Raw genomic sequence first — 26312 nt, forward strand, 5'->3', positions numbered from 1 at the left:
TAGCCTGGGACTCACTCTGGTGTTGCTTCTGGTTACCTTTGGGATCAGTTTATTCATGGTGTATCAGCAGTTGCGATCAGATGCCTTGACTCAGTTGGATCGGGCCATGGTATTTCTAACGGAAAAGTATGTGGGCACTGCTCCGGAATACGAGCCGCAGAAAATCCTGATGAACCAGTGGTCGGAAGAACTTCAGACCGCGTTTTATCAAAAATTTCCTACGGCAAAAATTGCTCTTATTGAAGCGGAAGGGCAGCACGATGGCCTGGGCTATGAAGTGATTGCATCCACCGGGCGGGAACGGATGGAAATCCTTATCTCGGAAGGAGGCCAAATGTGGATTGCCCATTCGGAATCGGTCGACGAAATTTTCCATGCGTTGGACGCATTTCTCATAAATCCGTTTGGCGATGCCTCGGTTCCGGGAGTCCGTTTGCTGTTACTGGATCCCAAGGGGGGAATTATAGGGGGGGACGCAGACGGTCCGATTCCTATGAATCGGGAAACACTCTTGCAACAATTGAAGGAAACAAATTCAGAAGTTCATTCGTCGGGCTTTATGAAAAGGATTTTTATTGCCCGGAAAATGTATGATGGAAATATTCTGTGTGTCTCGGACGACTTTTCGGCCGGGATGATGGAGCTTCGGCGCTGGGGCATTTTTTTGCTGAGTTTGTTGGTGGTTTTTCTGCCGTTCAGCCTGATAGCCGGGCTGCTCCTTTCACGGCATGCGATGGAAGGGGTTAAACGGGTTGCTGAAGCCGCCCGAGTGTTTGATGCGGGGCATCTGCAACAGCGGGTGCAGAGTTGCAGGGCAGGCGCCGAAGTGGAGGAGCTGTGCCGCTCATTCAATGGAATGGCCTCACGCATCGAAAAGCTCGTGCGGGAACTACGAGAGGTCACGGCCAATATTGCCCACGATATTCGCACCCCCATCACCCGCATACGGGGACTGGTCGAAACCATGGACTGGAATGCGGCTTCCGAGGAAGAACGCGCGGAGATTTCCGGAATGGTGATCGCGGAATGCGACCAACTGACGCCGTTGGTGAGTGATATTCTGGATATGGCCCGCGCAGAAACCGGGGTGATGGAATTGCATCGGGAACCGATCGATTTAGGTGCCGAACTGGAAAAATCAATCGAGATATTTTCTGCGTTTGCCGCAGAGAAACAAATAACACTGGAGCACACATTTTCGGGAGCGCCGGTTTTTGTGGAAGCGGATCGAAGTAAGATGCAACGGGTGATCTCCAATCTGCTGGATAATGCCATCAAGTTCACCCTGCCCGGAAGCCGGGTGGAGGTCCGTCTTTACCAGAATGAAAATCAGGCTGGATTCGAAGTGGTGGACAACGGGCCGGGCATACCTCCGTCGGATCAGGCATCAGTTTTTGAACGCTTTAACCGGGGCGGGGACAGCCGTACCATTCCGGGGAACGGACTTGGGTTGAGTCTCGTAAAGGCCTTTGTAGAATTGCACGGAGGCGGCGTAGAGCTGGAGTCGGCCGAACCGCATGGTTGCATCTTCAGGGTATGGCTTCCGCTGGAAAATCCGAATAAAGGCCGTGTAGCCTGAGCGGCGTTTCGGGTGCCTTTAAAAAAAGGGGGTGCGTCTGAGGACGTGCTGACATGAAAGAGGGGATTTGACACCGCTGGATGTCCCCCCTAGATTCTCTTCTTTTCGAGGAACGAGACTATGAGTGAATTTGCACAGATCCCCATGCAGTTTGTAGGACCTTTAAAGGTATCCGGACCGGTTATCGACGGTGAATTCGAGGTGCCGCTGGCGACCTATGAAACGCCGCTGTGGCCGTCAGTGAATCGCGGGGCCCGCGTTTCCATGAAGTGCGATAAAGGGATACAGTGCACGGTCATCGACGACCGCATGACCCGCTCCGTGCTCTTTGAAGCGCCCGATGCGTCGGATGCCTTCCAGTCCCTGGAAAAAATTAAGGCCGATTTTCCAACCCTTGGAAAGGTGGTGGAGGGGACGAGCCGGTTTGCTCGGCTGATCAACGTCAATTCCCAGATCGCCGCCAACCTGCTGTTCATTCGGTTTGAATTCACGACGGGCGATGCCTCCGGCCACAATATGTGCACGCAGGCGGCCGAAGCGCTGATGAATCACCTTCTTTCAACCCACCCGAACCTGAAATACGGCTCGATTTCCGGCAACTATTGTTCCGATAAAAAAGCCACCGCCGTCAACGGCATCCTCGGCCGGGGCAAATATGTCGTGGCCGAAATGACCATCCCCGGAAAACTGTGTCGGCGTTATCTCAAAACCACCCCCGAAAAAGTGGTGCAGCTTAATATTCGGAAAAACCTGATCGGCACGCTGCTGGCCGGCGGATCGCGCAGTGCGAATGCTCATTTTGCGAATATGCTGCTGGGATTCTATCTGGCGACCGGGCAGGACGCCGCCAACATTGTGGAAGGTTCGCAGGGGTTCACGATTTGCGAGGAGCGGGAAGGGGACCTCTATTTTTCCGTCACCCTGCCGAATCTGATTATGGGCACGGTCGGCAATGGAAAGGGCCTCGATTTTGTGTTGGAAAATATGCAGCGCATGGGCCTGACCGAAAACCGCGAACCCGGCGAAAATTCGAAACGGCTCGCCTGTCTCTGCGCCGCGCAGGTGCTTTGCGGGGAACTTTCGCTCCTTGCCGCCCAGACCAATCCGGGCGAACTGATGGATGCTCATCGCCGCATCGAACGCGGTGCTTCTGCGTAGAGCAAGTCAATGATCCCGGATGTTGGAATATAAGGCGAAGGAGCGCGATGATTTCGGCATTGAATACATCGAGCTGGATGCATTTTATAAACGGTTCCCGTTTAAGAATCATGATCCGTCGAAGCCGCACCGCGTGCATTTCAACAACCTGATTCTCATTACCAAAGGAACCTGTATCCATTTTGTGGATTTCCATGAATATCCGGTTCAACCGGGCTCTATTATTTATGTGAACCGCAATCAGGTGCAGGCGTTTGATTTCGATCGGCGACCCGAGGGAAAAATGCTGCTGATCACGCCCGGTTTATCGATCAGTTGCGCACGGAAATTCGGCTTCCTTTTTTTGCGCCGCATCATATTGATGCGACGGCTGTTCCGGTCTTTTCTACCCGCCAGCAACAGGCGCATAGCTGCGGCGTGTTGATGGATGAAATCCATTTGGCGTTGGGATCGACTCATGAATCAGCGTTGGTTCGGCTTCTGTTTGCCGCGTTGTGCTTCAAAACGTTTGGCGAACGGCCAGATGAACTTTCGCGAAAGTTTGATGAGCATCGTATTCAGGATTTCAGGACATTTATTAGGCAGGTTGAAGAGCATTTTACCGAAACGCGTGAATCGGCGGCCTATGCCTAGATGATGCATACCACCTATAAAACGCTGGTTCGGCATCTCTCAATTATGACGTTGCCGCACGAAGGCCAGCTGGGATTCACAACACGAATTCCCGGAAGCGGGTCCACATACAAACAGCGATTCTCCAGCATTAAAGTCGGAACGGAGATGATTGCATTCAAACCGAAGAATGAACTCAAACTGGCCCGTAACGGCAGACCGCTGGTGATGGTTTCCATGGGGGTTGGTGTTGCAACCATTCGTCCGCTCATTCTGGCTTTTCTTGCAGACCAAACGGGAATACCGAAGTTGGTTAACCTGAATGTCGATCGTGATGGCAGCTTTGTCTATGAGAAAGAACTGCGCGCGGTACCTCCTCAATATGTCAATGATTGGGTTTCATCCCGAACCGAATTTTATGATCACCTGGCGGACTACGCCAACGATCGGGATCATCAGTTTTACGTCATTGGAAGTGATGCGTTCATTGCGCAGAACCTGCAGTTCTTGACCGGCCGGGGAGTGGATCCGGCGGATGTATTCATTGACCGACCCGAGGAGATTAAAGCAAAAATTTTAAATGAACTGAAACCGTAGGCCGAATACCCCGCTATATGCAGCGTGTAATTTGTAGGGCAGAAACGGTTGAGGAACGAGACCTTTCAGCCGTGCGGGCGATCGGTTCGGCGGTGCGCCCGGCGGTGCGGGATTCGGCGGGAAGGATTCGCAAGCTCAACCGTTCCCGCCCTACAACGTGCCGGCATGCGGGTGCTGATGATTTCTTCAATCCGGTCGAGCGCTTCCGTATGCAGAGACCGCTTCCGGCGGGCAAAATAGAGCGTGTTCGTGAGGGGACGGGAGCCGGCCCAGAGCATCTTGATTTCCCCCCGTTCGATGTAGGGCCGGGCCAGAAAGTCGGGGACGACCGCCAGGCCGTCGCCGGAAGCCAGACAGCGCAGGATGGACTGGATATTCGGCACGATATAGTTGGGTCGGAAATCCGGATGGCGGTCAAAGTTCTGCATCCAAAACCGATGGAGATGCTCGTTGTCCCCCGCGATCCCATACCACCGTTTTGCGATCAACCAGTCGAGCAGGTCCGTTTTTTTCTGCGCTTTTACAACCCGGTTGAATCCGCTGATGTCGGTGGCGGAGCCGGCCACAATCAGAATGTGCTCCTGTGAGAATGCGCGGTATTCAATCTCTGTGATCGCCTCTTTGCGCGGAGTCACCACCAGATCGATCACGTTGTTGTCCAGCTTGCCGAGCAGTTCGTGGTAGTCGCCGAATTCAAGAATCAGGTTGAACGGCAGCTCCGGCACCGAGGATTCCAGGCAAAGCTGAAAGGTTTCAAAACACATGCCCAGCGTAATGCTCGGAACATCGGTCTTCCCGCTGCGCTGCACGTTTCGCTCGATCTCCTCCAGCCGGGACAACGGATCGATCACGGCATTGTAGAGCATTTTTCCGCGCTCGGTCGGCACCAGTTTGCGGGGCAAGCGCTCGAACAATTGATAGCCGATATAGTTTTCCAGCGATTTCAGGTGCAGGCTGACCCCGGGCTGTGAGGTAAACAGCACCTCGGCCGCCGCGGTCATGCTACCTTTTTCATAGATGGCCTTAAAGGTGCGGATCCATTCGAGATTTATCATGCGCCCTATCTATCAGTTTTATAATGGATAGGTCAAATTACTATTATTTGTGTTATCCGTCCGGCCGATATACCTTGCGCTCATCGAAACGAATGAACGCGGGGAATAGGCATGAACCATGACGTCGGGCGGGAATCCTGAGATCCGCCCTTGGCCTTAAACCCGAAAAAAAAATAACATTAAACGGAGATACATTATGAACCTTGAATTAGAAGGGAAAACCGCGCTGGTAACCGCCTCGTCAAGCGGCATAGGATTGGAAATCGCCCGCTCGCTGGCTGCAGAAGGGACGCGGGTGGTCATTAACGGCCGAACAAAGAAAGGAGTGGACGAAGCCATCGAGCAGATCGCCATTCCGGGTGCCGAGCTAATCCCTCTTGTTGCCGACAATGGAACCGTCGAGGGCTGCAACAAAACGATCACTCAGCTGAAGGACGTCGATATTCTCGTCAATAATCTGGGCATCTACGAAGCGGTTGGTTTCTTTGACGAGTCCGATGAAGCATGGCAGAAACTTTTTGACATTAATATCATGAGCGGCGTCCGCCTTGCCCGGCATTTTCTGCAGGGCATGCTGAAGCGCGGAAGTGGCCGTCTGATTTTTATCTCCAGCGAATCGGGCGTTAGTCCGGCTCCGGAGATGGCCCACTACAGCGCAACCAAAACGATGCAATTAGGGATTTCACGTTCTTTGGCTGAATTAACCAAAGGCAGCGAGGTGACGGTTAATTCCGTTTTGCCCGGGCCCACGCGCACCGACAGCGTGGAACAGTTTATCCAGGATGTTTTCCCCGGTCTGTCACCCGTTGAAGCTGAACGTAAATTCATGCTCGAGAACCGACCGACTTCCCTGATCGGCCGCCTGATCGACCCCAAAGAAATCGGGGACATCGTTACGTTCCTATGCAGCGCACGCGCTTCTGTCATCAACGGATCCTGCATCCGTGCCGAAGGCGGTCTCATACGCAGCATTTGAACCCTTCACCACGTTTGCAAGCCGGGCCCGCCCCGGTTTTGCGCGCGTGGAAATAAAACGCCCCCAACCGGAACTATTACCTGAGCTGCGCCAAGGAACTGGAATCCGGTGAATTGAGTGAAATATGGTTTTAATTTCGAACGGATCGACCGGTGGTGCGTCTGGAAAGCCTCGCATGCCTCAGGACCTGTAAATCACATTGGAAAGAACCATATGAAATCAAGAGCTTTAGTGTCGTTGTTTATCGCGTTTATGTTTGTCGGTATGGCTGTGACCGGCGTGTTGAGTTATATCTGGAAATATAATGACCGCTTGTCGGCCTTCCATGTCATTTTCAGTTTATCGTTTCTGATACTGGCGCTGTTTCATATCTTCAATAACTACAAAACCGCTCAAAACGTATTTAACCAAAAAGAAGACGCGTTTCATTGGTCCGATTTTATCAGGCATTGTGGCCCTTTTCATTGTGGGAATTTCCTATTCCTTCTTTCCCTTTAAACAGATTGTCGGCTTTGGGAAAACACTGCGGAGGCAGGATGAAATCCGGAAAAAGACGGAATATATCATCACCACAAAATCGGAAACATCCGGCCGAAGCATTCAGATCGACTTTATTGCCGGGGCGGAATACATGACGAAACGAACCCTGCCGGATGGCAAGCTGGTGGTGTCCATTCCGCAGGTTGCGGTCTGGCTGGAAGATGCGGCAGGGAACTATCTGGAAACGCTATATGTTTCCGGCAAGTCGGCCACCGGAAATTATAGTGGCGGGAAAAACCGCCGTCCCGGGGCGCTCCCGGTCTGGAGCCATGCACGTGGCGTGAAATCGGCCGATGGCCTGTTTATGCCGGATGCCGGTTCGGCGGTCATCGACGGTCTCTCCGCCGCCACACCGCTGACCAGTTTTTCGTTGGTTTCGAAATATTCCGCAATGGGCAATCCGAAAATCATGATTGAGGTGAACAAGTCCTTTGACGACAATGACTACTTCAACAAAACGAACATTACGGACGATCCGGTCTATCTGAAAAACCCGAATGGCCAGCCGTCGTTGGTCTATAGCGCCGAACTGAAACCGGAAGCTGCTGTGGTGCTGGCCGAGCTCATCGGGCACGGGCATATCTCGGGAGGCGACGGCGCCGTCAATCCCGATCTTTCCAACGTAACCACCGCGCTGAACATCTTTAAGGGCATCGTCATCGAAACCGATTAGTCGTATTCCTTGAGCATAAGCCGCTCAATAAAGACCTGACTATTAAAGGCTCTTCGTAGAATTTTATGGAAGGGGCAACGGATTGATAGAAAGCAACGGATGATGTCTATCAATCCGTTGCGAATAAATTCCTGAGAGGAAGGCAGGGCTCTTTAAATCGCCAGCTTTAGCAGAAAATTTACGTAGAACCGTAAACAGACGGCTTTTTAGCAACGTAGAGTAAGCGTCCCGCTTGCTTCCTGCGCAATAGAGCGAAGTAAAAACAAGCGGGACGCTTGTTCTACTTTCAATGGATCCGGAAACGTAGCGCAGGCGGCTCGCCTGCTCCCCGAATCTAGGGTTTCCAAGGATTGGAAAAAGGAGGCGTGATTGCAGGGCTGAAACAGTTGAAGAATGAAACCTTTCAGCCGCTCGCATCCTGAACGTTGGACCGTTCCAAAGAGTGGAAGATTTGCCGGGCCGGATTTCTCCGTCATTTATTTTTCGGTGCAGCTTCATATGCGTACAAAGCGAGGTCGGGGACCAGGGCGGGGCCGCGACCCCGCCGCCGAGCGAAGGAGGTCAAGGACCTCGGCTAGCGTTCGTTTGGGCACGCGACGGTTCGGCGCTGTTCACTTCCAATCACCGGCGGTATGAGAGCTGTTCGCGTCCTGCTCGTTGGGCCGTTCCCAAGATTGGCTGGTTCATCGAATCTACGCAGTCTTAAAACGGGGCCTTGAGAGTATTGGGACAGGTTATTTATCGAAGAAGCGCCGAACAAAGAGGAAACTGCTTCCGAACAGTACAACTAATCCAAGGGCCGCCGGTTCCGGAATGGCCGTGACTTTGAAATTATCGACTGAGATTGCTCCCGATCCATCCGTTTCCGTCACATTTGAAGCGAAAGCCGCCAGAATGAGATCGAAGTCAACGATACTCCCGATGCTTCCTGAAACCCCGGGCAGTTCATCGGCAGACCAGGAATATTCAGTCAGATCGAATGTCTGCGCGTAGCTTCCGGATGTGCCGGCCGCAAATAAGGTGTGACCTGAGGGCCCGGTTTCCGGGTCACTGCCGTCCAGGAGGCTGATATCAGCGTACTTGTCGTCCGCCTGATTTTGAATGCGGCCGTTTTGCGCGCCGGTATTTGCGAGTGGTTCGTTTGCAGCAGGCGATCCGTTTTCCGTATAGCCGTGAAGGTGGAAATAAAGTGTCGATCCCGTACCGACCACATAATCAAACGAAACCTGGATTTTGGTCAGGCTTGTATCCGTTGTGGTCACGGAAATCACCTGCCCAACGGCACCCTCTGATGGCACCCCGGAACTTGTGCCCGCATTGGCAAGGTTCCCACCGGACGCAGTCCACAGGGAATTTGTATTTTTGCGCCATCCTTCCCCGACATCATCCCGGGAAATCCGTCCGTCATTTGCAATTGTCGATGCGGAAAAGTCATCATCGAAGAGGGTTACGTCTGCATAGGAGGCCGTACTTCCTATAAGGGAGAGCGCACATATGATTACAAGTGTTGTTTTCATTCTTACAGAGTCCAGATAAGATTCGTGCCGGTTATCAAAATAAGCGCATCACCATAGACTTTATCTGTAATCTGTCTATTCCGTTTATAGAAGGGTCGTTAATTTTTTTCATTTTAAAGGGATTCGACGATGTGGTGAATGAGTTTGCACCCTACACGTTAGACCGTTCCAAACGTTGGAACTTTTTCCGGACCGGTTTCCTCCACCATTTATTTTTCCGGGGCTGCGGTTTCGGGCGGATTGATTTGGATCAGGTAGCGTTTGTTCCAGCATTTTCCGGTGATCCAAAAGGCGTCGCGCTGCGGATCGTAGGCAATTCCGTTGAGAACGTGGCCGATGTCTCCATCGTTGTGCCGGGCGGCGAGGGCGGACAGGTCCAGTGAAAAGACCACGCGTCCGTTGTTCGGCGAAATGGCGACAATGGTGGGGGTCATGTACACATTCGCCCAGATCAGTCCCCGGGCATACTCCAGTTCGTTAAGATTATTCTGCCGCCGCATTCCGTTGTAAACAGGCCGTTGCTTTTCCACCTTAAAGGTTGAGCTGTTGCGAAAATACAGCACGTTGGATCCATCGCTCTGAATAAAGTGCGTACCGTCGTGCGTCAGTCCCCAGCCTTCGGTTTCGAGCACAAAGCGCTGCTGAATGCTGAAGTCTGCTGCATCCAGTCGATAGGCGCAGCCTTCCCGCCAGGTCAGTAGATAAACGGAATCGTTCAGCAGGTGGAGGCCTTCGGCAAAAACAGAAGCAGGCAGGTCCCGGCTATGGATCACTTTTCCCGTGGCAATTTTGTAGCGCAGGATTCGGGATTGCCCATAAAGGCCCGAACTTTCAATCAGTTCGTCGCCATCGACCATGAACCCCTGAGTGAAAAGGGTCGGATCATGATCCGTGGTTTTCAGTATGTTATAGGTCGCTTCTGCAGCGAGTCCCCGGGCAACCGGCATTCCGCAGACTATGAGTATTAACGCAATCGTTTGAAAATTTCCGGAGATCCATTTGTTCATCGCAATCCTGAAGGTTACACCGTTGTGAAAAATGCCTGTGCAGGCGGGCGGGTTCAAGAGGAAACAGAGATGCAGATATCGAGGTCCTTCTGTCATGAGATCGTGGATAAAACGCTTCGGTGCATTTGTGCCGGAGCGTTTTTTTATTCCACTGTTCGGAAAAGCCGGGCGCCGATTTGTTTTCCAGGGGTTGAAAAACCGGGGATTTTAAAGGGGGTAAACAGAACGCTAACTCTTTTCTAGCGAACGGGCCATAAAGCGCCAACAGCATCCATAACATTCCCTAATGTTTTCCAAACATTGGAAAGGCCAAATCATCGGCGTTGAAGGGAGCAATTCAATTGGAACGGTTTTTAATCAACGAACCCTTTTCACTTTAACGCTTCAATTGGATTGTCGAATACGGAAGGTAGAAAAGAAACGGCCTCCGGTTCTCCCCTTTAGCGCCATTTTATTTATCGCGGGTGACCGCATCGAATTAAATCAAATGTTCATTAAAGGAGAAATTAATGAAAAAGCAGTTTATTATTGCAGCAGCTATGGCTGCAGCGGGTATGGCCGGCGCGGCCGCTACCTATATTGATCAGGACATCGAGACGTCCACCACCCTGTCGGCGCTGCCGGATGGAGATTACTACAGCCTGACGAACGTTGTTTACGTTATGCCGGGTGCTGCACTGACGCTCGAAGCCGGAGTGGTGTTTAAAAACTCGGGCGACGGCAGTCTGGGGGTCACCCGCGGTGCCCAGCTGTTTGTTGAAGGAACCAAATATGATCCGGTGATCTTCACTTCGACCAACGATAATTTTTCCGCCTGGCAGGCGCAGTGCAACCAGTGGGGGTCTATTGCCATCTGCGGTAACGGCATGATCTCCGCTTCGCATTATAAAGGCTCCGCAATTATCGGTTCGGACAATGTGCAGAATACAAAAGATCCGGACGGCAACAGCGATAAAATCATGGAAGGCCTGAGTGCGGCCTATGTGGGGGATACCCGCCCGTATTACGGCGGTAACGATGATAACGATGACAGTGGTTCCATCAAATACCTGTCGATTCGTTACGGCGGTCAGCAGACTTCTCAGCCGGATGTTGAGTTGAATGGTCTCTCCCTCGGCGGTGTCGGCGCAGCCACGGATATCGAATATGTGGAAGTCATGAACAACGTGGATGACGGCATCGAAATCTGGGGCGGTAAAGTGAATCTGAAACACGTGAATATCTGGAACGTGGGGGATGACAGCTTTGATATCGACCAGGGATGGCGCGGTAAGGCTCAGTTCGGTCTGATTGTTCAGGGGCATTCCGGTGACTATGATCAGGGGTCCGGCGTTGGGGACAATATTTTCGAGCACGACGGTGCGGAAGATTCCGATGCCCAGCCGGTAACGACAGGCGTGATCGCCAACTTCACAGCCATCGGGCAGGGTAACGGCAACGGTGAAGACGGTGACGGCGGAACGGCCTGGCGCGATGGAGCCCGTCTGCAGTATCGTAACTGCATCTTCATGGATGTTTCTGAACATGTGGTTCGTGCAGATGGCGATGACGGTGACGGTGCTCAGGGTTATGGCTACAACGGAACGCTGACGTTTGATCAGGTTTTCTCTGAGTCGTATACCAACCTGCCTTCCAACAGCATCGGTATTGCGCCGTGGACCATCTATACCGCACAGGGCGAAGGTACGCTGGCCGGTTTTGAAAACTGTGTGTTCTACAACAACAATAACTACACCTGGTTTAACCTGCTGGGGCAGACCAATGCGGCACTCAATAACATTGTTGAGCCGGCGGCCATGCCGATTGCCTCAATTACCCGCGATACTACTGGGTTCACCAGCACACAAGGTAAAACCATCAGCCCGGTGCTGAGCCTTGATCCGTGCGCTGCGAACGATGCCGTGGATATGGGCGCTTCGGTTGCTGCGGATGGATTCTTCACGGAAGCCACCTATGCAGGCGGTTTCAGTGCAACGCATAACTGGTTGCTGGGATGGTCTGCTGCAGACCAGTTCGGCCTGATCGACAGCTCCAGCCATGGTGAAGGCGTGATGATCAACGATATGGTTCAGGGCGGTGTGGCTCTGACCTTCGATACCGACGAAGGGGTTGAATACTTCGTGCAGAGCTCGGCTGATGCGGGTTTCTCTTCGGCTTCTGTTGAAGCCACGCTGATCGGTACCGGGGAGGAAATGGCCTGGGCGGATGCCGCTGCAGACCAGACTAAATTCTTCCGCGTAGTGAAGTAAGGCATCGCGATAGATGATCTGAATATGCTGGTGGCGGATTGCTCTGCCACCAGCCTTTTTTAAACGGATGTGTTAGGTGAGCAATATGATGCGGTTAGTGACAGGTTTGGTGCTTTCGACGGTTCTGGTGGCAGGAGCTGAAACATCTTCGAAAACTGCGGTTTCAATGGCGCCGTTTCAGGAACAGCTGTTGGAGCTGGCTTTTTCCGGAGTCTCCGAGATGCCGCTGCGTCCGCATATTAAAAACCGGTCCCGGGCACAGCTGAAAACGGCACGGACCTGTTTGGAACTGAACAGCCCGGATAGGGCTGAACGCTTTGTGAATGATATTCAGAACTGGCAGCGCTGGATGGGCTATGCGGATATTGCCGCATATTATGCGGAGCTGGGGATGCAGGAGAAGGCGGAGGATTTTCTGGCGAAGGTTTATCCGGCGCTGGAAATGTCGGAAGATATTCGTTCCGGAAAAGTTGCCGCCAGCACAGAAAATCCTCTGATTGATACGCTGGTTGATCAGCGTTACCAGGCGGTGCTGACGCGTGTGGAGGAAGTCCGGCGTATGAGCCGTAAGACGGTTGGAACTGTCGCTCCGGAAGGGCGGTATGGTGAGGTGAATGCGGCCATTCTCAATGCGGAAGCCATGGTGGAAAATGCCGCTGATACGGCGGAGGCGATTCAACGGCTCAAGCCCTTAACCACCCACAAAAATTTTGAAATTGCGTACTTCGGTTTTCATGCGCTGGTGCATGCGGTGGATCAGCATTATGACGCGGTGAATCTGAACCGGATTCTGAATGAGGAAATAAAGCCCGCTCTTACCAGGGTTCCGGTATTCATGAAAATTGATCTGTATCAGGAATTTGCTGCGATTGCGGTGAAACATAACGATATCGAATCTGTTCTCCCGATTCTTACGGAACTCGAATCGATGGTTGAAAGCCTGAAATCCGGTCCGCGTTATTATGTAACAGAAGCCGCCCGGGTTCTGCAACTGATGATAAAGGCCGGGCAGGATGAAAAAGCGTCGGAAGAGGTGGATCTGCTGCTGGCTTATTACCGGGAACACCGGGAGCTGATTGTGAATATGGAACGCGCTGCCCGGGTATGTGCTGTTGCTGAAGTATACGGGGCGCTGGGAAAAACCGATGTTGCGCTGGAGCTGTATGAAGAGGCGATTGCCGAGGGAACCTTTAATCCCAATTCAAGACCGCAGGCGGATGATTTAAACCGGATCTGCTGCTCTCTGGCATTGAACCATATTGAGCCGGGCAACCTGCTATGGGAGCGGCTGAATGAAATGCGGAATGACCTGGGAACGCCCTGGTAACGGATCCGCCGGTTTCGGTGGAACAGAATGTGTACGATTTTGGATGGTGTGAATTGAAAAACTGTTTACGACTTTTATTTGTTTTGTCTCTTTGTATCTGCGGAGCATCCGCTCAGCAGGGCGGTATTCGCGGTATGGTGATGGATGCCGATTTTGAAGTGCCGCTTCCCGGTGTTAAAGTGGTGATTTCGGAAACCGGCCAGGAGGCGGTGACCGGTGATGCGGGAAGCTACTTCCTCGAACAGGTTGAGCCGGGGGCCTATACGCTGATGTTCAGCAAGGGCGGCTATACCCGTTTCACACAGCCGCAGGTGATTGTGTCGCCCGGAAAACTGGCGGAGATGGATGCGTCGCTGGCGGGCGAATATGAAGAGATGGATGAGCTTGTCGTAAAGGAGATCAGCCTGGGCGGTGCGTCAGAAATCGGCCTGCTGAATCTGCGTATGGAAAGCGTGGCGATGATGGATTCGGTCGGAGCGGATCTGATGAGCAAAGCCGGGGCTTCCGATGCTGCGCAGGCGCTGACCCTGGTTCCGGGTACGACGATTCAGGACGGAAAATATGCGGTGGTACGCGGGTTGCCGGATCGCTACGTCGCCTCGCTCATGAACAACGTTCGCCTGCCGAGTGCGGACCCGGATAAACGCGCCGTTCAGCTCGATCAGTTTCCTTCGGCCATGATTGAAAGTATGCAGGTTTCCAAAACCTTTACGCCGGATCAGCAGGGCGATGCCTCCGGCGGTGCGGTGAATATTGTACTCAAAGGGATTCCGGATGAACGGGTGCTGCAGTTTAAAATCGGCACAAAATATAAAACCAACGTTGGCGATGCCGGCAGCGATTTTCCGGTCGATGATGCCATAGACATGGGCACGTGGGGGCATACAGCAGATGACATACAACCGCAGGATATCAGCACGCCATGGTCCGGGGTTGTGGGGGTTGAACGCGGGGACAGCCGGCCCATGTATGACTGGTCGTTAACGGCCGGGGATAAGTTTGCGGTCGGTTCCGATCTGAAAGTCGGATTTGTCGGATCGCTTTTCTATAAGCGGGATGCTTCGTACAGCGAAGGGCGGAATGATAAATACTGGCTGGAGAATGACGGCGGATTGCAGGATACGATGACGCCGCAATACAGCGGGGATAATCCCTATCTTACATTCGGCGGCACGTCTTATCTGAATCCCGGTTCGGAGCTGAGCACGTCACTGTATGATTTCCGGCAGGGGAGTGAAGAACTGCAGTGGGGGACCCTGGGAGGCATCGGTGCCGAGACGGAAAATAATGCGGTCAACCTGCTTTATTCCTACAACTTCACCGGGGAGAGTACGGCCCGTCTGTCAGAAGATACGCGGGGAAAAACCTATTTTTTTCCGGGGTATGATCCCGATGACATCACATCGCCGGGCGGGGCGGATTCTGATTCAGCGCTTTTTGGCGGGAATCAGGATTTTTCCAGCTTTGCCGCATTTAATCGAAAAGAAGAACTGGACTACACCGAGCGGACTGCCGGAAGTCTGCAGCTGCGCGGAGATCACACTCTTCCGCTCGGCAGCCTGCGGATCGGTTCTGCTTTTACCTTTAATGAACCGGAGATTGACTGGACGGTTGCGTGGAGCGGATCAACAATGGATACCCCGGACCGTCGTTCGCTGGAAACCTATTGGCGGAGAGATGACGATGGAGACGGGATTCATCGCATGTATAATGATGATGGCGGCCGTGCCCGTCTTATCCGCACTTGGCGCAGTGTTGATGAGGACAGTTTTCAGTATTTCGGAAATATCAACCTGCCGTTTGAAGCGTGGAACGATGAAGAAGGATTTCTCAAATTCGGCGGCTTTGATGACTCGGTGGAACGTTCGTTTGATCAGAACAGTTTTTATACCACGCAGCAATTGAGTTCCCTGCAGGTACAGCCTTCCATGGCCTGGGAGGAGTTCTGGAGTTCCTACCTGAATGATGAGCGGATTGACATGAGCGATTATCCGTTCGACGTCAATTATGACGGTGCCCAGGATATTACCGCATTTTATCTGATGGGCGATTTACCCGTTGCTTCATTTTTGAAAATTACCGGGGGGGTCCGTTTTGAAAAAACGGAATTAAATACCACCATGCGGGATGTTGATCCGAATGCGCAGTTATATATTCCGGCCAACAATTACGGTCCGCTTGATTTCGCGGGCAATGAAGATCAGGCAAATGCGGTAATTGATCAGAACGATGTGCTGCCTTCGATCGGGTTTGAATTTATTCCTCATGATAAAATTTCATTCCGGGGTTCGTATACCGAGACCATCGCCCGCATGACTTTTAAGGAGCTGGTGCCGATTGAGCAGGTCGATACGCTGGGTGATGATCCGTTTATCGGCAATCCGGATCTGCAGATGAGCTCCATCCGGAACTACGATTTGCGTTTTGATTATAATCCCTATCCGGGGGGGCTTGTTTCTGTTTCCTGGTTTTATAAGGAGCTGAAGGATGTCATTGATTATCGTCAGCAGATTCTGGGGGGAGCAACGCTGGCGACCACGCCGGACAATTATTCGGAAGGAACCATCAACGGCTATGAGCTTGAGATGCGCCAGTCATTAGGTGAATGGTGGGAACCGCTGGAGGGATTGGATTTGGGGGCCAACCTGACGCTGATCCAGTCTGAACTGGATGCTTCGGGTGCGGAGCTTGATGCGCTGGCCGGACTCCCCGAAATCATCGAGGCGGAATATGATGACGGCACGCGCGATATGATGGGCACCCCTGAATATCTGTATAATTTAAATGCCACCTATACGGTTCCGAAGTTCGGAACAGAGCTCGGCCTGTTTTACATCTTTAAAGGTGATGCGCTGAAGGCTGCGGGAACACAGGATTCCAACCGGTATATTCCGAATATTTATGAAAAGGGTTACGGGGTGCTTAACTTTTCCCTTTCGCAGAAACTGGGCAATCATTTCAAAGTCGGTTTCAAAGCAAAAAATCTGCTCAATCCGGAAATTCAGTCCGTCTACCGCTCTGAATATGCCGGTGAGGATGTCATTCGGACCTCCTATAAAAAGGGCATCGAATACAGTGTGGGTGTGAGCACCACCTGGTAACGACCTGCTAACAATTCACTCACTGTTCAAAAACATTCTGACAATAGAACTCTAGCCCGAGGTAAACATGAAAAAACAACTGTTGATAATTTTAGCCGTTTCCGGCGCGGCCTTCGGGGCACAGGCGCAGGAACTGGATGAGACGAAAGAGGCGCTCTCGAAGTGGGTTGAAACCCGCAAGCTGATCTCGGAAGAGAAGCAGAAATGGGAGCTGGAACGTGAAATTCTGGGCGACCGGATTGATCTGGTCCGTAACGAGCGCGATACCCTGAATACCAAAATCCACGAGACACAGTCGCTGATTACCGACGCCGACAAAAAACGTGAGGATTTGGTTAAAGAAAAAGACGCGCTGAAAAATGCATCGGCGACACTCGTTAACCGAATCTTCACGCTGGAGCGCGAAGTGCTGAACCTGTTGCCGTCGCTGCCGGAGCCGGTTCAGGAGCGAATCAAATCGCTGAGTCAGCGGATTCCGAAAACAGAAGAGACGGAGCTCTCGTTGTCGGAGCGCTATCAGAACCTCATCGGAATCATCAACGAGCTCAACAAAGGAGCCGGTGAAATTACCGTGGTGAGCGAAGTGAAAAAACTTTCCGATGGCTCCAGCGCTGAAGTGCAGACGATGTATATCGGCTATGCGGCCGGCTATTCCTGCAACAACAACGGCGATGTTGCCTTCATCGGAACCCCGACTTCCGAAGGCTGGAAATGGGAGCAGGATAATTCCATCGCCCGGACCGTTGCCGACTCCATCTCCATTTTGAAAAACGAAAAGGTCGCGGCCTTTATGCCGTTGCCCGTAAGCGTCGATTAAGGATTATACGATGAAAAAATCAGGATTTAACTGCACGCCGCGCCGCAACTGTTTTCTTTCTGCTGTTGCGCTGCTGGTACTCACCGCACTGGGGGCGTCCGCTCAGAATGCCGTCCCTATGCAGGAAAAGCTGGAAGCCAGTCTGCAGGAGCTTTCCAATGTCCGGAACGCAATCGCCAGGGAAAAACTTCCGATGGTGAAGGGGCTCAATGCACTGGAAGATGAGGTGATGGAGGTGCGCCTTGAACATCAGAAAATCATGCGTCAGCTCGACAGCCGCAATCTTGATCTGAATAACCTGCGTTCCGATATTAAAAGCCGCAAGGGCGAAAAAAACTACATCTCCAATCTGCTGGTTGAATACACCCGGAACTTTGAAACCCGGCTGCACATTGCCGAGCTGGATTTATATGAAAATCTGGTAAAGGCCGCTTCGCTGGCGCCGGAAAACAGCAACCTTTCCGACCAGGAGATTTTTGTTAAACAGACTGAACTGGTGGAAACGTCCATTCAGCGTCTGCAGGAGATTGTCGGCGGCAGTGCATTCGCCGGAACCTCTGCCGGCGAGGACGGTCTTGTGAAACAGGGCAATTTCCTGCTGATCGGACCGGTGGCGCTTTTTGCATCGGAAGACGGTTCGCTGGCGGGGATTGCCGAACAGCGCCTCGGTTCGCTGGAGCCGACCGTTCTGCCGTTTGCCGATCCGCTGAATACGGAAATGGTGAAGCGTACAGTGGCGGAAAAGAAAGGTATCTTTCCGTTTGATCCAAGCCTTGGAAACGCCCGGAAAATCGAGGAAACCCGAGAGACCTTCAAAGAGCATCTGGCGAAGGGTGGAAAAGTGGGCTATGTGATTGTCGGCATGTTTGTGCTCTGTGTCGCGATTTCGATTTTCAAAGTCATTCAGCTGCTGCTGGTGCCGAAAGTGTCTGAATCGAGGGCGATGCCCGTGCTGAAAGCAATCCTGGTGAACGACCATAAAAAAGCTGCTGCCGAAATTGGCAAACTCAGGGGGCCGACAGCCGTCATGCTGACGTCCGGCATCGAGCATATCACCGAACCGAAGGAACTCGTTGAAGAGGTGATGTATGAAGAGATGCTGACGACGCGGATGCGTGTGAATAAATTTACACCGGTCCTGGCGGTCTGCGCGTCCACCGCACCGCTGATGGGGCTGCTCGGTACGGTTACGGGTATCATCAACACCTTTAAAATGATCACGGTATTCGGGTCCGGCGATGTGAAAACGCTTTCCGGCGGGATTTCCGAAGCCCTGGTGACGACCGAAATGGGGCTGGTTGTGGCGATCAGTGCGCTGGTGATGTATGCCTTTCTTTCGCGTATGGCCAAAAAGATTACCGACCAGATGGAACAGGTGGCCATTCTCTTCATCAACCGTTCGGTCCGTGCGGCCGGAGAAGCTGAAGAAGCGACGGCGGCGTAAGCGGAATCTGATCCATGGACTTAAGCTTACAGGAATTCTGGAAACAAACGCTGACGATCTGGGGATCGGGCGGCTGGGCGATGTATGCACTGGCCGCCGATGCCTTCATCATTTTCTACATGGGCTTCAGCATCTTTTCGCGCATTCGGGCGAAGGGCTATCTTTATGTCTCTGAAAAAAAGATGAAGCGCTGGATCAAGGCTCCGGAAAAAGGGCGCGGTCCGGTCGGAAAAATGATCCGGTTTGTGATGGGGGCGCGTGACCTCGACGAGATCGGTATTTTCTTTGATGAGCTGAACCAGACCGAGATTGCACCGGTCAACCGGGATCTTAAAGTGATGCAGACCTGCGTGAGTATTGCGCCGCTGATGGGCCTGCTTGGTACCGTGACCGGTATGCTCTCGACCTTTGCGGCACTGGCCGGCGGATCGGGCGGCGATAAAACCATGGGCATGGTGGCCGGCGGGATTTCTGAAGCCCTGATCACCACGGAAACCGGTCTGCTGATTGCGCTGCCCGGTCTGATTTTTCAGTACAAGCTGGCCCGCGAGCATGCGCAGTACAAAGCCTTTCTGGCCCACTTGCAGACGGTGTGTTCCCAGCGAATTTATAAAGAGACCCTGAAAAAGGATGCCGCGTAGCCCTTACGCAATACGAATTACGGAGTATGTCAAATGGGACGTTTCAGCAACAGCAGCGAAGATAATACAGAAGTGGCGGTGGATATTTCGCCACTGATCGACTGCGTATTTATTCTTCTGATTTTCTTTATCGTGACCACCACCTTTGTGGAGGAGACCGGCGTGGAAGTCGATAAACCGCAGGCGGCGTCGTCGGTTCAGCTGGAAAAAACCAGCATCATGATCGCCATCACCCAGAACGGGGAAGTTGTTTATGGCGGCAACGAAATCGGTATTTCCGGTATCCGTCCTTTAGTGAAGCGCATGATGCAGAAGGAAGAGGTGCCGGTCATCATTCAGGCCGACCAGAACGTGATGTCCGGTCTGCTGGTCCGGGTGATCGACGAGGCCAAGCTGGCCGGTGCCGTCAAAGTGAGTATTTCCACCCTTAAGAACCAGGGATAGGACAACGTGGAACCGTTCGCTAAATTTTTAAAACAGTTGGCGCAGCAATCGGCAAATGTCGCAATGGGCGGAGCCCTGACCTTTTCCTTTTTTATGCTGCTTCCGATTCTTCAGGTCATCACGCAGCCGCCGGCCAAAGATTTAACCATCCGCACGGTCGATGTGGCCAACGTGCCGCCTCCGCCGCCGCCCCCGATGGAAGAGGAGGAACCGCCTGAACCGGAGCCGGAAGAACCGCCGCCCCCGGCGGTCGATGCTGCTCCGCTGGATCTCTCGCAGCTTGAACTGGCTTTGAACCCCGGTGACGGCGGATTCGGCGGCGGCGACTTTTCCGTCAACATCGGTGCCGTGGCCGGTAACGGTGATGAAGTCGATGCGATTTTTTCGCTCTCCGATCTCGATCAGAAACCGCGCGTGGTGTATCAGCCGGCCCCGATTTATCCGCCCGAGCTGGCGCGTAAAGGCATGCAGGGCACCGTTTATGTTTTATTTCTTGTCGACAGGAATGGTCGAACCAAAGACCTGAAAGTTCAGAAGTCGACGCATCCGGCCTTCAATAATCCGGCCCTGAAGGCGGTCAAGCAGTGGAAATTTGAGCCGGGTAAACGCAAGGGCAAACCCGTCCAGTTCCGGATGCGAGTGCCGATCACCTTCCAAAAGTAGGATAACGTCATGATGAATATGTCCAGAAATTATAAAACCGCCGGCATCACCGCGCTGATGCTTTGCGCCGGCGTCGCCGGCGCCGATGAAATGCAGGATCTGATCAATGCACTGCCGGATATGACCGGTATCCGTAAGCCGCCTTCAGCCATGGTCAACACAAAGCCGAAAAAGGTTCAGGACCTGTCGATCTGGGATGAAGAAATGTTCCAGAAACAGTTTATGGCCAGCTATGGCGTGAATACCGAAATTGAACCGAAGCTGACGGCCGTGGAATACGAACAGATGCAGAAAATTCTGGATGCCATGTCGGCCGAGGATGATACGCAAAAAGCGGAAAAGCTCCTGTTGAAAAACTGCAAAGACTCCTCTTCGGCAACCTTTGAGTTCACGTTGGCGAATATCTATTTTCAACAGGATAAGCTCGATGAAGCGCTGAAGTACTATGATGAGGCCATTGCGCAGTTTCCGAATTTCCGTCGGGCGTATAAAAATGCGGGTTTGATTCATGTGCGCAACGGGGATTTTAAAAAGGCGCTGCCGTATCTGACCAAAACGATTGAGCTGGGGGGACACACATCCATTGCCTACGGGCTGCTGGGTTTCGCCTATGGCTCCACTGATCATCATCTCTGCGCGGAATCGGCCTATCGTCAGGCGATTCTGCTCGATCCGGAAACCATTGATTGGCAGCTGGGGCTGGCCCGCAGTTTCTTTAAGCAGCAGAAGTTCGGTGATGCGGTGAGTCTCTGCAATACGCTGATCCGGAAAAAGCCGGACAACGCCGATTTCTGGCTGCTGCAGGCGAATGCCTATCTCGGGCTGAAACAGCCGATGCGGGCCGCGGAAAATTATGAATATGTTAATGCCATGGGTAAATCGACCCCGGAAAGTATGACCATGCTTGGCGATATTTATGTGAATGAAGAGCGTTGGGATCTGGCGGCCGATGCTTATCTGCGCGCTTACGAACTGAATGATGGCGCGGAGCCGGAAAAGGCCCTGCGTGCGGCAAAAATTCTGGCGGCCCGGGGATCGCTGGAACAGTCGGTTCGAATGCTGAGCCGGGTGGCGGAACGGAAGTCATCGCTGGATAAGGAAAATCTCAAGGAGCTGTTGAAGCTGCAGGCCCGCGTGGCCGTGGCCGAGGGGGGCGGTGACGATGTGGTGGCCATTCTGGAGGAGGTGGTGGAAGTTGATCCGCTGGACGGCGAGGCCCTTATTCTGCTGGCTCAGCACTACGGCCGCAACGTGCCTGAAAAAGCGATCTTTTATTATGAGCGTGCCGCAGGGATTGAAAAATTTGAAGCCGAAGCCAGGCTGTACCATGGGCAGCTGCTGGTGGGTCAGGCTAAATATGCCGATGCCATCCCGCTGCTGCGTCGCGCCTATGAGCTCAAGCCGCGTTCCGATATTGAAGATTATCTGAAACAGGTAGAGCGCATTGCGAAAACACGAAGTTAATCGATCAGTATGGATCTGTTTTTAATCGACGGTATTGCGCCGTTTTTCAGGGGCTTCGACCAGGAGGTGATCAACTGGTCGAAAGCCCCTTTTGCTCATCTCGAAAAAGGCGATGGACTGAATGTGAAGCGGCTGGAGCAGATTCGGTGTGATTTTCGTACCTTCTGTGAAAAAGCGGCGGATGCAGGCTACAATGCCATCACGCTGGATGATCTGGCGCATCTGTGTATTTTTGATTTTTATGAACCGGAACTGATACATAAGCTGTTTGAATATCGCCTTTTTTTCAGCGAGCTGTTCGAAATTGCCGATGAAAACGGGCTCACGCCGTACATCACAACCGATCTGCTGTTTTATAACCGCGCGATTGAAAAACATATCGGAACCAAAGACGAGGATGTGCGACGTTTTGCCGCCGACGCCTGCCGTCAGCTCTTTACCGATTTTCCAGGTATTGGCGGATTGATCGTCCGTATCGGTGAGGCGGACGGGCTGGATGTGGAGGGCGATTTTCACAGTCGACTGGTGCTGAAGACTCCGTTGCAGGCCCGCCGGATGATTGAGGCACTGATTCCGGTTTTTGAGGAATTTGACCGCCTGCTGATTTTCCGCACCTGGAGTGTGGGCGTTGGGAAAGTGGGGGACATTATCTGGAATCCGGATACCTTTGATGCGGTTTTCCAGGGATTGGAACATGAGCATTTTATTATTTCCATGAAATACGGGCCGTCCGATTTTTTTCGTTATCTTCCGTTGAGCCGGCTTTTCTTTCGGGGCGGGCACCGGAAGTTGGTGGAGTTTCAGGCGCGGCGGGAATATGAGGGCTTCGGCGAATACCCGTCGTTCATCGGTTGGGACTACGAAAACATTCGGGATAAACTGATCGGCCAGAACATGGCCGGGATTTCGGTATGGAGCCAGACCGGCGGATGGAGCGGTTTCCGCCGCCTGACCTATCTGGATGACAACGCGGTCTGGAATGAAATCAACGCCTTTGTCACGGTGCGGCTTTTCCGGGATCAGACACGGACCACGGATCAGGTGATTCAGGAATACTACCGTCGGAATTACCCCGATCCGCATTGGCGGCCGCTGCAGGAACTGCTCAAACTTTCTGACGAAGTCATTAAGGAGCTGCTCTATACCGAAGATTTCGCATCGCGGAATATTTATTTCCGCCGGCTGCGGGTTCCGCCGCTGGTGAATGTGTATTGGCGACATATTGTGGCGAACCATTTTATGCGTAAATTTATGCGCTGTTATGTCAGCGACGGACGGCGTGCCGTGAAGCAGGGCTTCGGTGCATTGAAAAAAATCAAACGGATGAAGGAGCTCGCGCTGCGGTTGGGGCTTCCGGCAGAGGATCTTCAGTTTCAGTACGATACGTTCAGTATCATTGCCGCGGTCCGGGAATATTATTTTCTCGATTTCACCGATGAGCTGGTGGAGCGGCTGCAGAAAATGAAAGCCGAATATGAAATGAAATATGAGGAACCGCGATATGTCCTCATGCTGGATACTTCAAAATTCAAACTGCGGCGTGCGCACCTGCATCTGATGCTGAAAACAATGTTCCGCGGCGAGCACGGCTATCGCCTGTTTGACCGAATCGTGATGCTGAATGTTCTTTCGGTCATGTATCCTTTGCTGAAGCGTTTCAGCAGAAAGGCGGTGCCGGAATTCGCTTCCGAATCCGCTATGGGAATCGATTCGATCTTTAAATGAATTATCCCATGCCGCTCAGCTGCCGGGCGAGGCGTGAGGCATAGTGGTCGGTCATGCCGGAGATAAAATCCGTAAGTTTCAGCAGCGCCGGATAAAGATCATCGCCATATTTCGGAGCATCGGATTTGAGCAGCGTAATGACCTGTTCGCAATGGTAGGAGATGTATTTATGGTCGATTCGCTGACGGGCCGCCGTGCAGAACAGCTCCAGCATATTGCCGATGTGTTTATATCCGCCGAGCTGCAGCCCCATTTTGCGCGGATCGGTGTAGATGTGTTTTTTGGCGTACCGCTTGGCGCGGTCGAGCGCTTCTTTCAGGTCCGGCGGGCATAGACTGATCAGCTCAACATCGTAGGGGATTTCTCCGGAAAGAAACTGCTCTTCATGTTCAAGGAAAGCTGCGGATACCGCATTTACGGCTTTGTTGATGGAGGCGGAACGCAGTGAGGAAATCTGTTTGCGTTTACTGACTTTGGAGTCGGGCTTCTTTCCGCAGATATCGCTCAGCAGGCTTTTGACTTTGGAGTGCGAGACCACGCCGATTTCCTCGGCGTCTTCCAGATCGATGATCCGGTAGCAGATGTCGTCGGCGGCTTCGGCCAGATAGGCCAGCGGGTGGCGTTTATAGCGACCGTCCTCTTCTTTGATCATGCCGGTCTCTTTCGCCACCATTTCCATCAGATATTTTTCCGCCTGAAAGGCCCCGAACTTTTTTTTGCCGCGGATTTTATCGCTGGTCCACGGATACTTCATCAATGCCCCCAGCGTAGCGCAGGTCAGCTGCATGCCGCCGTTACCGGGATTGTTTTCCAGATTGCTCACAATCCGGAAGGCCTGGGCATTGCCCTCGAAGGATTGGAAATCGCTGATCTGTTCCGGGGTCAGTCCTTCAAGATGGTGTGCGTTTTTCGGATCGGAAAACCAGAGCTGAATCGCGTCTTCACCGGCATGGCCAAACGGGGGATTTCCGAGATCGTGCATCAGGCAGGCCGCCTGTAGAATCTGGCCGATGTGCGTCGGGTTGATCCCATCGGGCAGGGGCAGGTGTTCGCCGACGGACATGCCCAGACTGCGGCCGACAATGGAAACCTCCAGGCTGTGGGTCAGCCGCGAATGAATGTGATCGTTCGGCGAAAGGGGGTGCACCTGCGTTTTATCGCTCATCCGCCGGAACGGATGGCTGAAGGCGATGCGGTCGTAATCGCGGTGAAAACCGGTGCGTGTTCCGCCCTGGTCAATCTTACGCTTATCCAGCAGGCGGTTGCCGCTCAGTAACTTTTCCCAGCTCATTTTTTCAGCCATAAATACTTCCTCATTAGATGCATAGATCATGACTGCAGGTTTATCATGAATCAAACTTCCAATGGCTGGAAATTTGCGGCTATAAATGCGCGCCATGAAAGAGACGGTTATAGCAGCAGTGATCCAGAGCCTGGAAAAAGAACTCGAGCGGCAGGCGCGCGCGAACGCGCAGTCGAATGCCGCATCGGCCTTCAGCGCGGCCCATGCCGAAAAACAGCGCGATACCACCGGGTTTGAAGCGGCGCATCTGGCCCGCGGCTATGCCGGCCAGGCGCTGGAGCTTCAGCATCGGATGGATGAGCTCAAAGCGATGCCGGTTGAGGATTTTACCGGCCAGGAAATCGATGTCGGAGCCATGGTTGAGGTGGATTTTGACGGAGAGTCGGATACGTATCTGCTGTTGAACTGCGGCGGGGGAACGGAAGTCAAGGTGGACGGCTGTACGGTGACGGTGATCACGCCGGAGTCGCCACTGGGTTCCCGGCTGATGAATAATTTCGAGGCGGGTTTTGTTGAACTGCCTACCGGTCTTGAAGGCATTATTCTTGCGGTCTATTGATTCGCCACGGAATGCCGTAAGCGGAGCGCGTTTGTGATTTGTGTATTCCGTGATAGTTGGGGTTTGTTGCTCATGCAGAGCTAACCCCTCCCGAATTTCGGGCTAATCCTTTCATTAAATAGTTCATGCCGAACGCAAACGGTTTACGAACCGTAATCATATCCATGAAAGGGAATTTATGTCCTCCAGAGCACAGAAACGCAGACTCGAAAGCAGAAATCTCAAACGAGTCGTCGGCAATGTCCGTGAATATTTAAACACCGAAAAGCCGCTGGGCTGGCAGCAGCGGATTCAGCTTTTACTCTCCTGGGGCAATATCGGCTATTCGGCCAGTGCCCGGTATCTTCAGCAGGTTGAACGTATTTTCCGCGAAAGCCGGGGGGCGGTTCTGGAATGCGGATCCGGGGCGACCACTCTACTCATCGCGCTGCTGGCCGAAAAATATAACCGGAAAGCCTGGGCCTTTGAGCATCACGAATACTGGGCCGCTCATGTGAACGACGTACTCGCTTCGCTGGACCTGAAACAGGTGACCGTCTGCCACACACCGCTGAAATCCTATGGTGAATTCGAGTGGTATGACGTGCCGGCCGATCTGCCGAGCGATTTCGGTATGGTGATCTGTGACGGACCGCCGGGAACGATCCGGGGCGGGCGTTACGGCCTGTTTCCGGTGATGGGAAATCATCTCGATCCGGAGTGCCGTATTCTGCTGGATGATACACACCGTAAAAATGAGCAGGAACTGATCCGGCGCTGGAAAGGCGAACGCCGCCTCGGTACGCAGCCGATCGGCTTTTTTGGATCCTGCACGGAGCTTGCACTGGTTTCTTAGGCTGAAACGTTACGGGGATCTGCGGC

The 26312-nt window shown here is 52.9% G+C and carries 23 protein-coding genes; 19 read left to right on the plus strand and 4 right to left on the minus strand.

Annotation, left to right across the window (positions count from 1 at the left end; translation table 11 throughout):
• Nucleotides 1-106 precede the first annotated feature (106 nt).
• From P9H32_RS16115 to P9H32_RS16135, 5 genes are all read left to right on the plus strand, one after another.
• Nucleotides 107-1579, plus strand: a complete 1473-nt coding sequence (locus tag P9H32_RS16115) for a HAMP domain-containing sensor histidine kinase (RefSeq protein ID WP_322609945.1) — start codon at nucleotides 107-109, stop codon at nucleotides 1577-1579.
• Nucleotides 1580-1699: 120 nt separating this feature from the next.
• Nucleotides 1700-2737 (plus strand): hypothetical protein, encoded by a 1038-nt coding sequence (locus tag P9H32_RS16120; protein ID WP_322609946.1) that lies wholly within the window; start codon nucleotides 1700-1702, stop codon nucleotides 2735-2737.
• A 19-nt stretch (nucleotides 2738-2756) separates the two neighbouring features.
• Complete coding sequence (locus tag P9H32_RS16125; protein WP_322609947.1) at nucleotides 2757-3161, plus strand: AraC family ligand binding domain-containing protein; 405 nt, start codon at nucleotides 2757-2759, stop codon at nucleotides 3159-3161.
• On the plus strand, nucleotides 3161-3370 hold the full coding sequence (locus P9H32_RS16130) for a hypothetical protein (protein ID WP_322609948.1): 210 nt from the start codon (nucleotides 3161-3163) through the stop codon (nucleotides 3368-3370). Before P9H32_RS16125 ends, P9H32_RS16130 begins: the two co-directional genes overlap by 1 nt.
• Nucleotides 3371-3946 (plus strand): hypothetical protein, encoded by a 576-nt coding sequence (locus tag P9H32_RS16135; RefSeq protein WP_322609949.1) that lies wholly within the window; start codon nucleotides 3371-3373, stop codon nucleotides 3944-3946. It begins immediately after the preceding gene.
• Nucleotides 3947-4011: 65 nt separating this feature from the next.
• Here P9H32_RS16135 and P9H32_RS16140 read toward each other — a convergent pair whose 3' ends face one another.
• Nucleotides 4012-5001 carry a LysR family transcriptional regulator gene (locus P9H32_RS16140; protein ID WP_322609950.1) on the minus strand — a complete coding sequence of 330 codons (990 nt, stop codon included), beginning with the start codon at nucleotides 4999-5001 and terminating at the stop codon, nucleotides 4012-4014.
• A gap of 196 nt (nucleotides 5002-5197) precedes the next feature.
• Between P9H32_RS16140 and P9H32_RS16145 the strand changes: the two genes are divergently transcribed.
• Together P9H32_RS16145 and P9H32_RS16150 are read left to right on the plus strand one after the other, a co-directional pair.
• On the plus strand, nucleotides 5198-5977 hold the full coding sequence (locus P9H32_RS16145) for an SDR family NAD(P)-dependent oxidoreductase (protein ID WP_322609951.1): 780 nt from the start codon (nucleotides 5198-5200) through the stop codon (nucleotides 5975-5977).
• Between the two features lie 451 nt (nucleotides 5978-6428).
• Nucleotides 6429-7190: a T9SS type B sorting domain-containing protein gene (locus tag P9H32_RS16150; protein WP_322609952.1), complete on the plus strand. Its 762-nt coding sequence runs from the start codon at nucleotides 6429-6431 to the stop codon at nucleotides 7188-7190.
• A 734-nt stretch (nucleotides 7191-7924) separates the two neighbouring features.
• Here P9H32_RS16150 and P9H32_RS16155 read toward each other — a convergent pair.
• Together P9H32_RS16155 and P9H32_RS16160 are read right to left on the minus strand one after the other, a co-directional pair.
• On the minus strand, nucleotides 7925-8707 hold the full coding sequence (locus P9H32_RS16155) for a hypothetical protein (protein WP_322609953.1): 783 nt from the start codon (nucleotides 8705-8707) through the stop codon (nucleotides 7925-7927).
• Nucleotides 8708-8916: 209 nt separating this feature from the next.
• Entirely contained in the window at nucleotides 8917-9714 is a 798-nt protein-coding gene (locus P9H32_RS16160) for a glutaminyl-peptide cyclotransferase (protein ID WP_322609954.1), read from the minus strand.
• A gap of 509 nt (nucleotides 9715-10223) precedes the next feature.
• Here P9H32_RS16160 and P9H32_RS16165 point away from each other — a divergent pair.
• The 10 genes from P9H32_RS16165 (at nucleotide 10224) to P9H32_RS16210 (ending at nucleotide 23589) form a co-directional block, all read left to right on the plus strand.
• Nucleotides 10224-11963: a hypothetical protein gene (locus P9H32_RS16165; RefSeq protein WP_322609955.1), complete on the plus strand. Its 1740-nt coding sequence runs from the start codon at nucleotides 10224-10226 to the stop codon at nucleotides 11961-11963.
• Between the two features lie 85 nt (nucleotides 11964-12048).
• On the plus strand, nucleotides 12049-13290 hold the full coding sequence (locus tag P9H32_RS16170; RefSeq protein WP_322609956.1) for a hypothetical protein: 1242 nt from the start codon (nucleotides 12049-12051) through the stop codon (nucleotides 13288-13290).
• A 29-nt stretch (nucleotides 13291-13319) separates the two neighbouring features.
• A complete protein-coding gene (locus P9H32_RS16175; protein WP_322609957.1) occupies nucleotides 13320-16391 on the plus strand; it encodes a TonB-dependent receptor in 3072 nt (1023 codons plus the stop codon).
• A gap of 67 nt (nucleotides 16392-16458) precedes the next feature.
• Nucleotides 16459-17208 carry a DUF3450 family protein gene (locus P9H32_RS16180; protein ID WP_322609958.1) on the plus strand — a complete coding sequence of 250 codons (750 nt, stop codon included), beginning with the start codon at nucleotides 16459-16461 and terminating at the stop codon, nucleotides 17206-17208.
• A 10-nt stretch (nucleotides 17209-17218) separates the two neighbouring features.
• A complete protein-coding gene (locus tag P9H32_RS16185) occupies nucleotides 17219-18652 on the plus strand; it encodes a MotA/TolQ/ExbB proton channel family protein (protein ID WP_322609959.1) in 1434 nt (477 codons plus the stop codon).
• A 14-nt stretch (nucleotides 18653-18666) separates the two neighbouring features.
• Nucleotides 18667-19293, plus strand: a complete 627-nt coding sequence (locus P9H32_RS16190) for a MotA/TolQ/ExbB proton channel family protein (RefSeq protein WP_322609960.1) — start codon at nucleotides 18667-18669, stop codon at nucleotides 19291-19293.
• A gap of 33 nt (nucleotides 19294-19326) precedes the next feature.
• Nucleotides 19327-19737 carry an ExbD/TolR family protein gene (locus P9H32_RS16195; protein WP_322609961.1) on the plus strand — a complete coding sequence of 137 codons (411 nt, stop codon included), beginning with the start codon at nucleotides 19327-19329 and terminating at the stop codon, nucleotides 19735-19737.
• Between the two features lie 6 nt (nucleotides 19738-19743).
• Nucleotides 19744-20400, plus strand: coding sequence for an energy transducer TonB (locus P9H32_RS16200; RefSeq protein ID WP_322609962.1), 657 nt, complete (start codon nucleotides 19744-19746; stop codon nucleotides 20398-20400).
• Between the two features lie 9 nt (nucleotides 20401-20409).
• Entirely contained in the window at nucleotides 20410-21864 is a 1455-nt protein-coding gene (locus P9H32_RS16205; protein ID WP_322609963.1) for a tetratricopeptide repeat protein, read from the plus strand.
• Nucleotides 21865-21873: 9 nt separating this feature from the next.
• The gene (locus P9H32_RS16210; RefSeq protein WP_322609964.1) at nucleotides 21874-23589 is read left to right on the plus strand and encodes a hypothetical protein; all 1716 of its coding nucleotides are present in this window, start codon (nucleotides 21874-21876) and stop codon (nucleotides 23587-23589) included.
• A 1-nt stretch (nucleotide 23590) separates the two neighbouring features.
• Here P9H32_RS16210 and P9H32_RS16215 read toward each other — a convergent pair whose 3' ends face one another.
• On the minus strand, nucleotides 23591-24892 hold the full coding sequence (locus tag P9H32_RS16215; protein ID WP_322609965.1) for a deoxyguanosinetriphosphate triphosphohydrolase: 1302 nt from the start codon (nucleotides 24890-24892) through the stop codon (nucleotides 23591-23593).
• Between the two features lie 85 nt (nucleotides 24893-24977).
• Here P9H32_RS16215 and P9H32_RS16220 point away from each other — a divergent pair, with 85 nt between their 5' ends.
• Nucleotides 24978-25451 carry a hypothetical protein gene (locus tag P9H32_RS16220; protein WP_322609966.1) on the plus strand — a complete coding sequence of 158 codons (474 nt, stop codon included), beginning with the start codon at nucleotides 24978-24980 and terminating at the stop codon, nucleotides 25449-25451.
• Between the two features lie 178 nt (nucleotides 25452-25629).
• Nucleotides 25630-26286, plus strand: a complete 657-nt coding sequence (locus tag P9H32_RS16225; protein WP_322609967.1) for a class I SAM-dependent methyltransferase — start codon at nucleotides 25630-25632, stop codon at nucleotides 26284-26286.
• Nucleotides 26287-26312: the final 26 nt, after the last annotated feature.

This window comes from Pontiella agarivorans (assembly GCF_034531395.1).
Taxonomy (GTDB): domain Bacteria; phylum Verrucomicrobiota; class Kiritimatiellia; order Kiritimatiellales; family Pontiellaceae; genus Pontiella; species Pontiella agarivorans.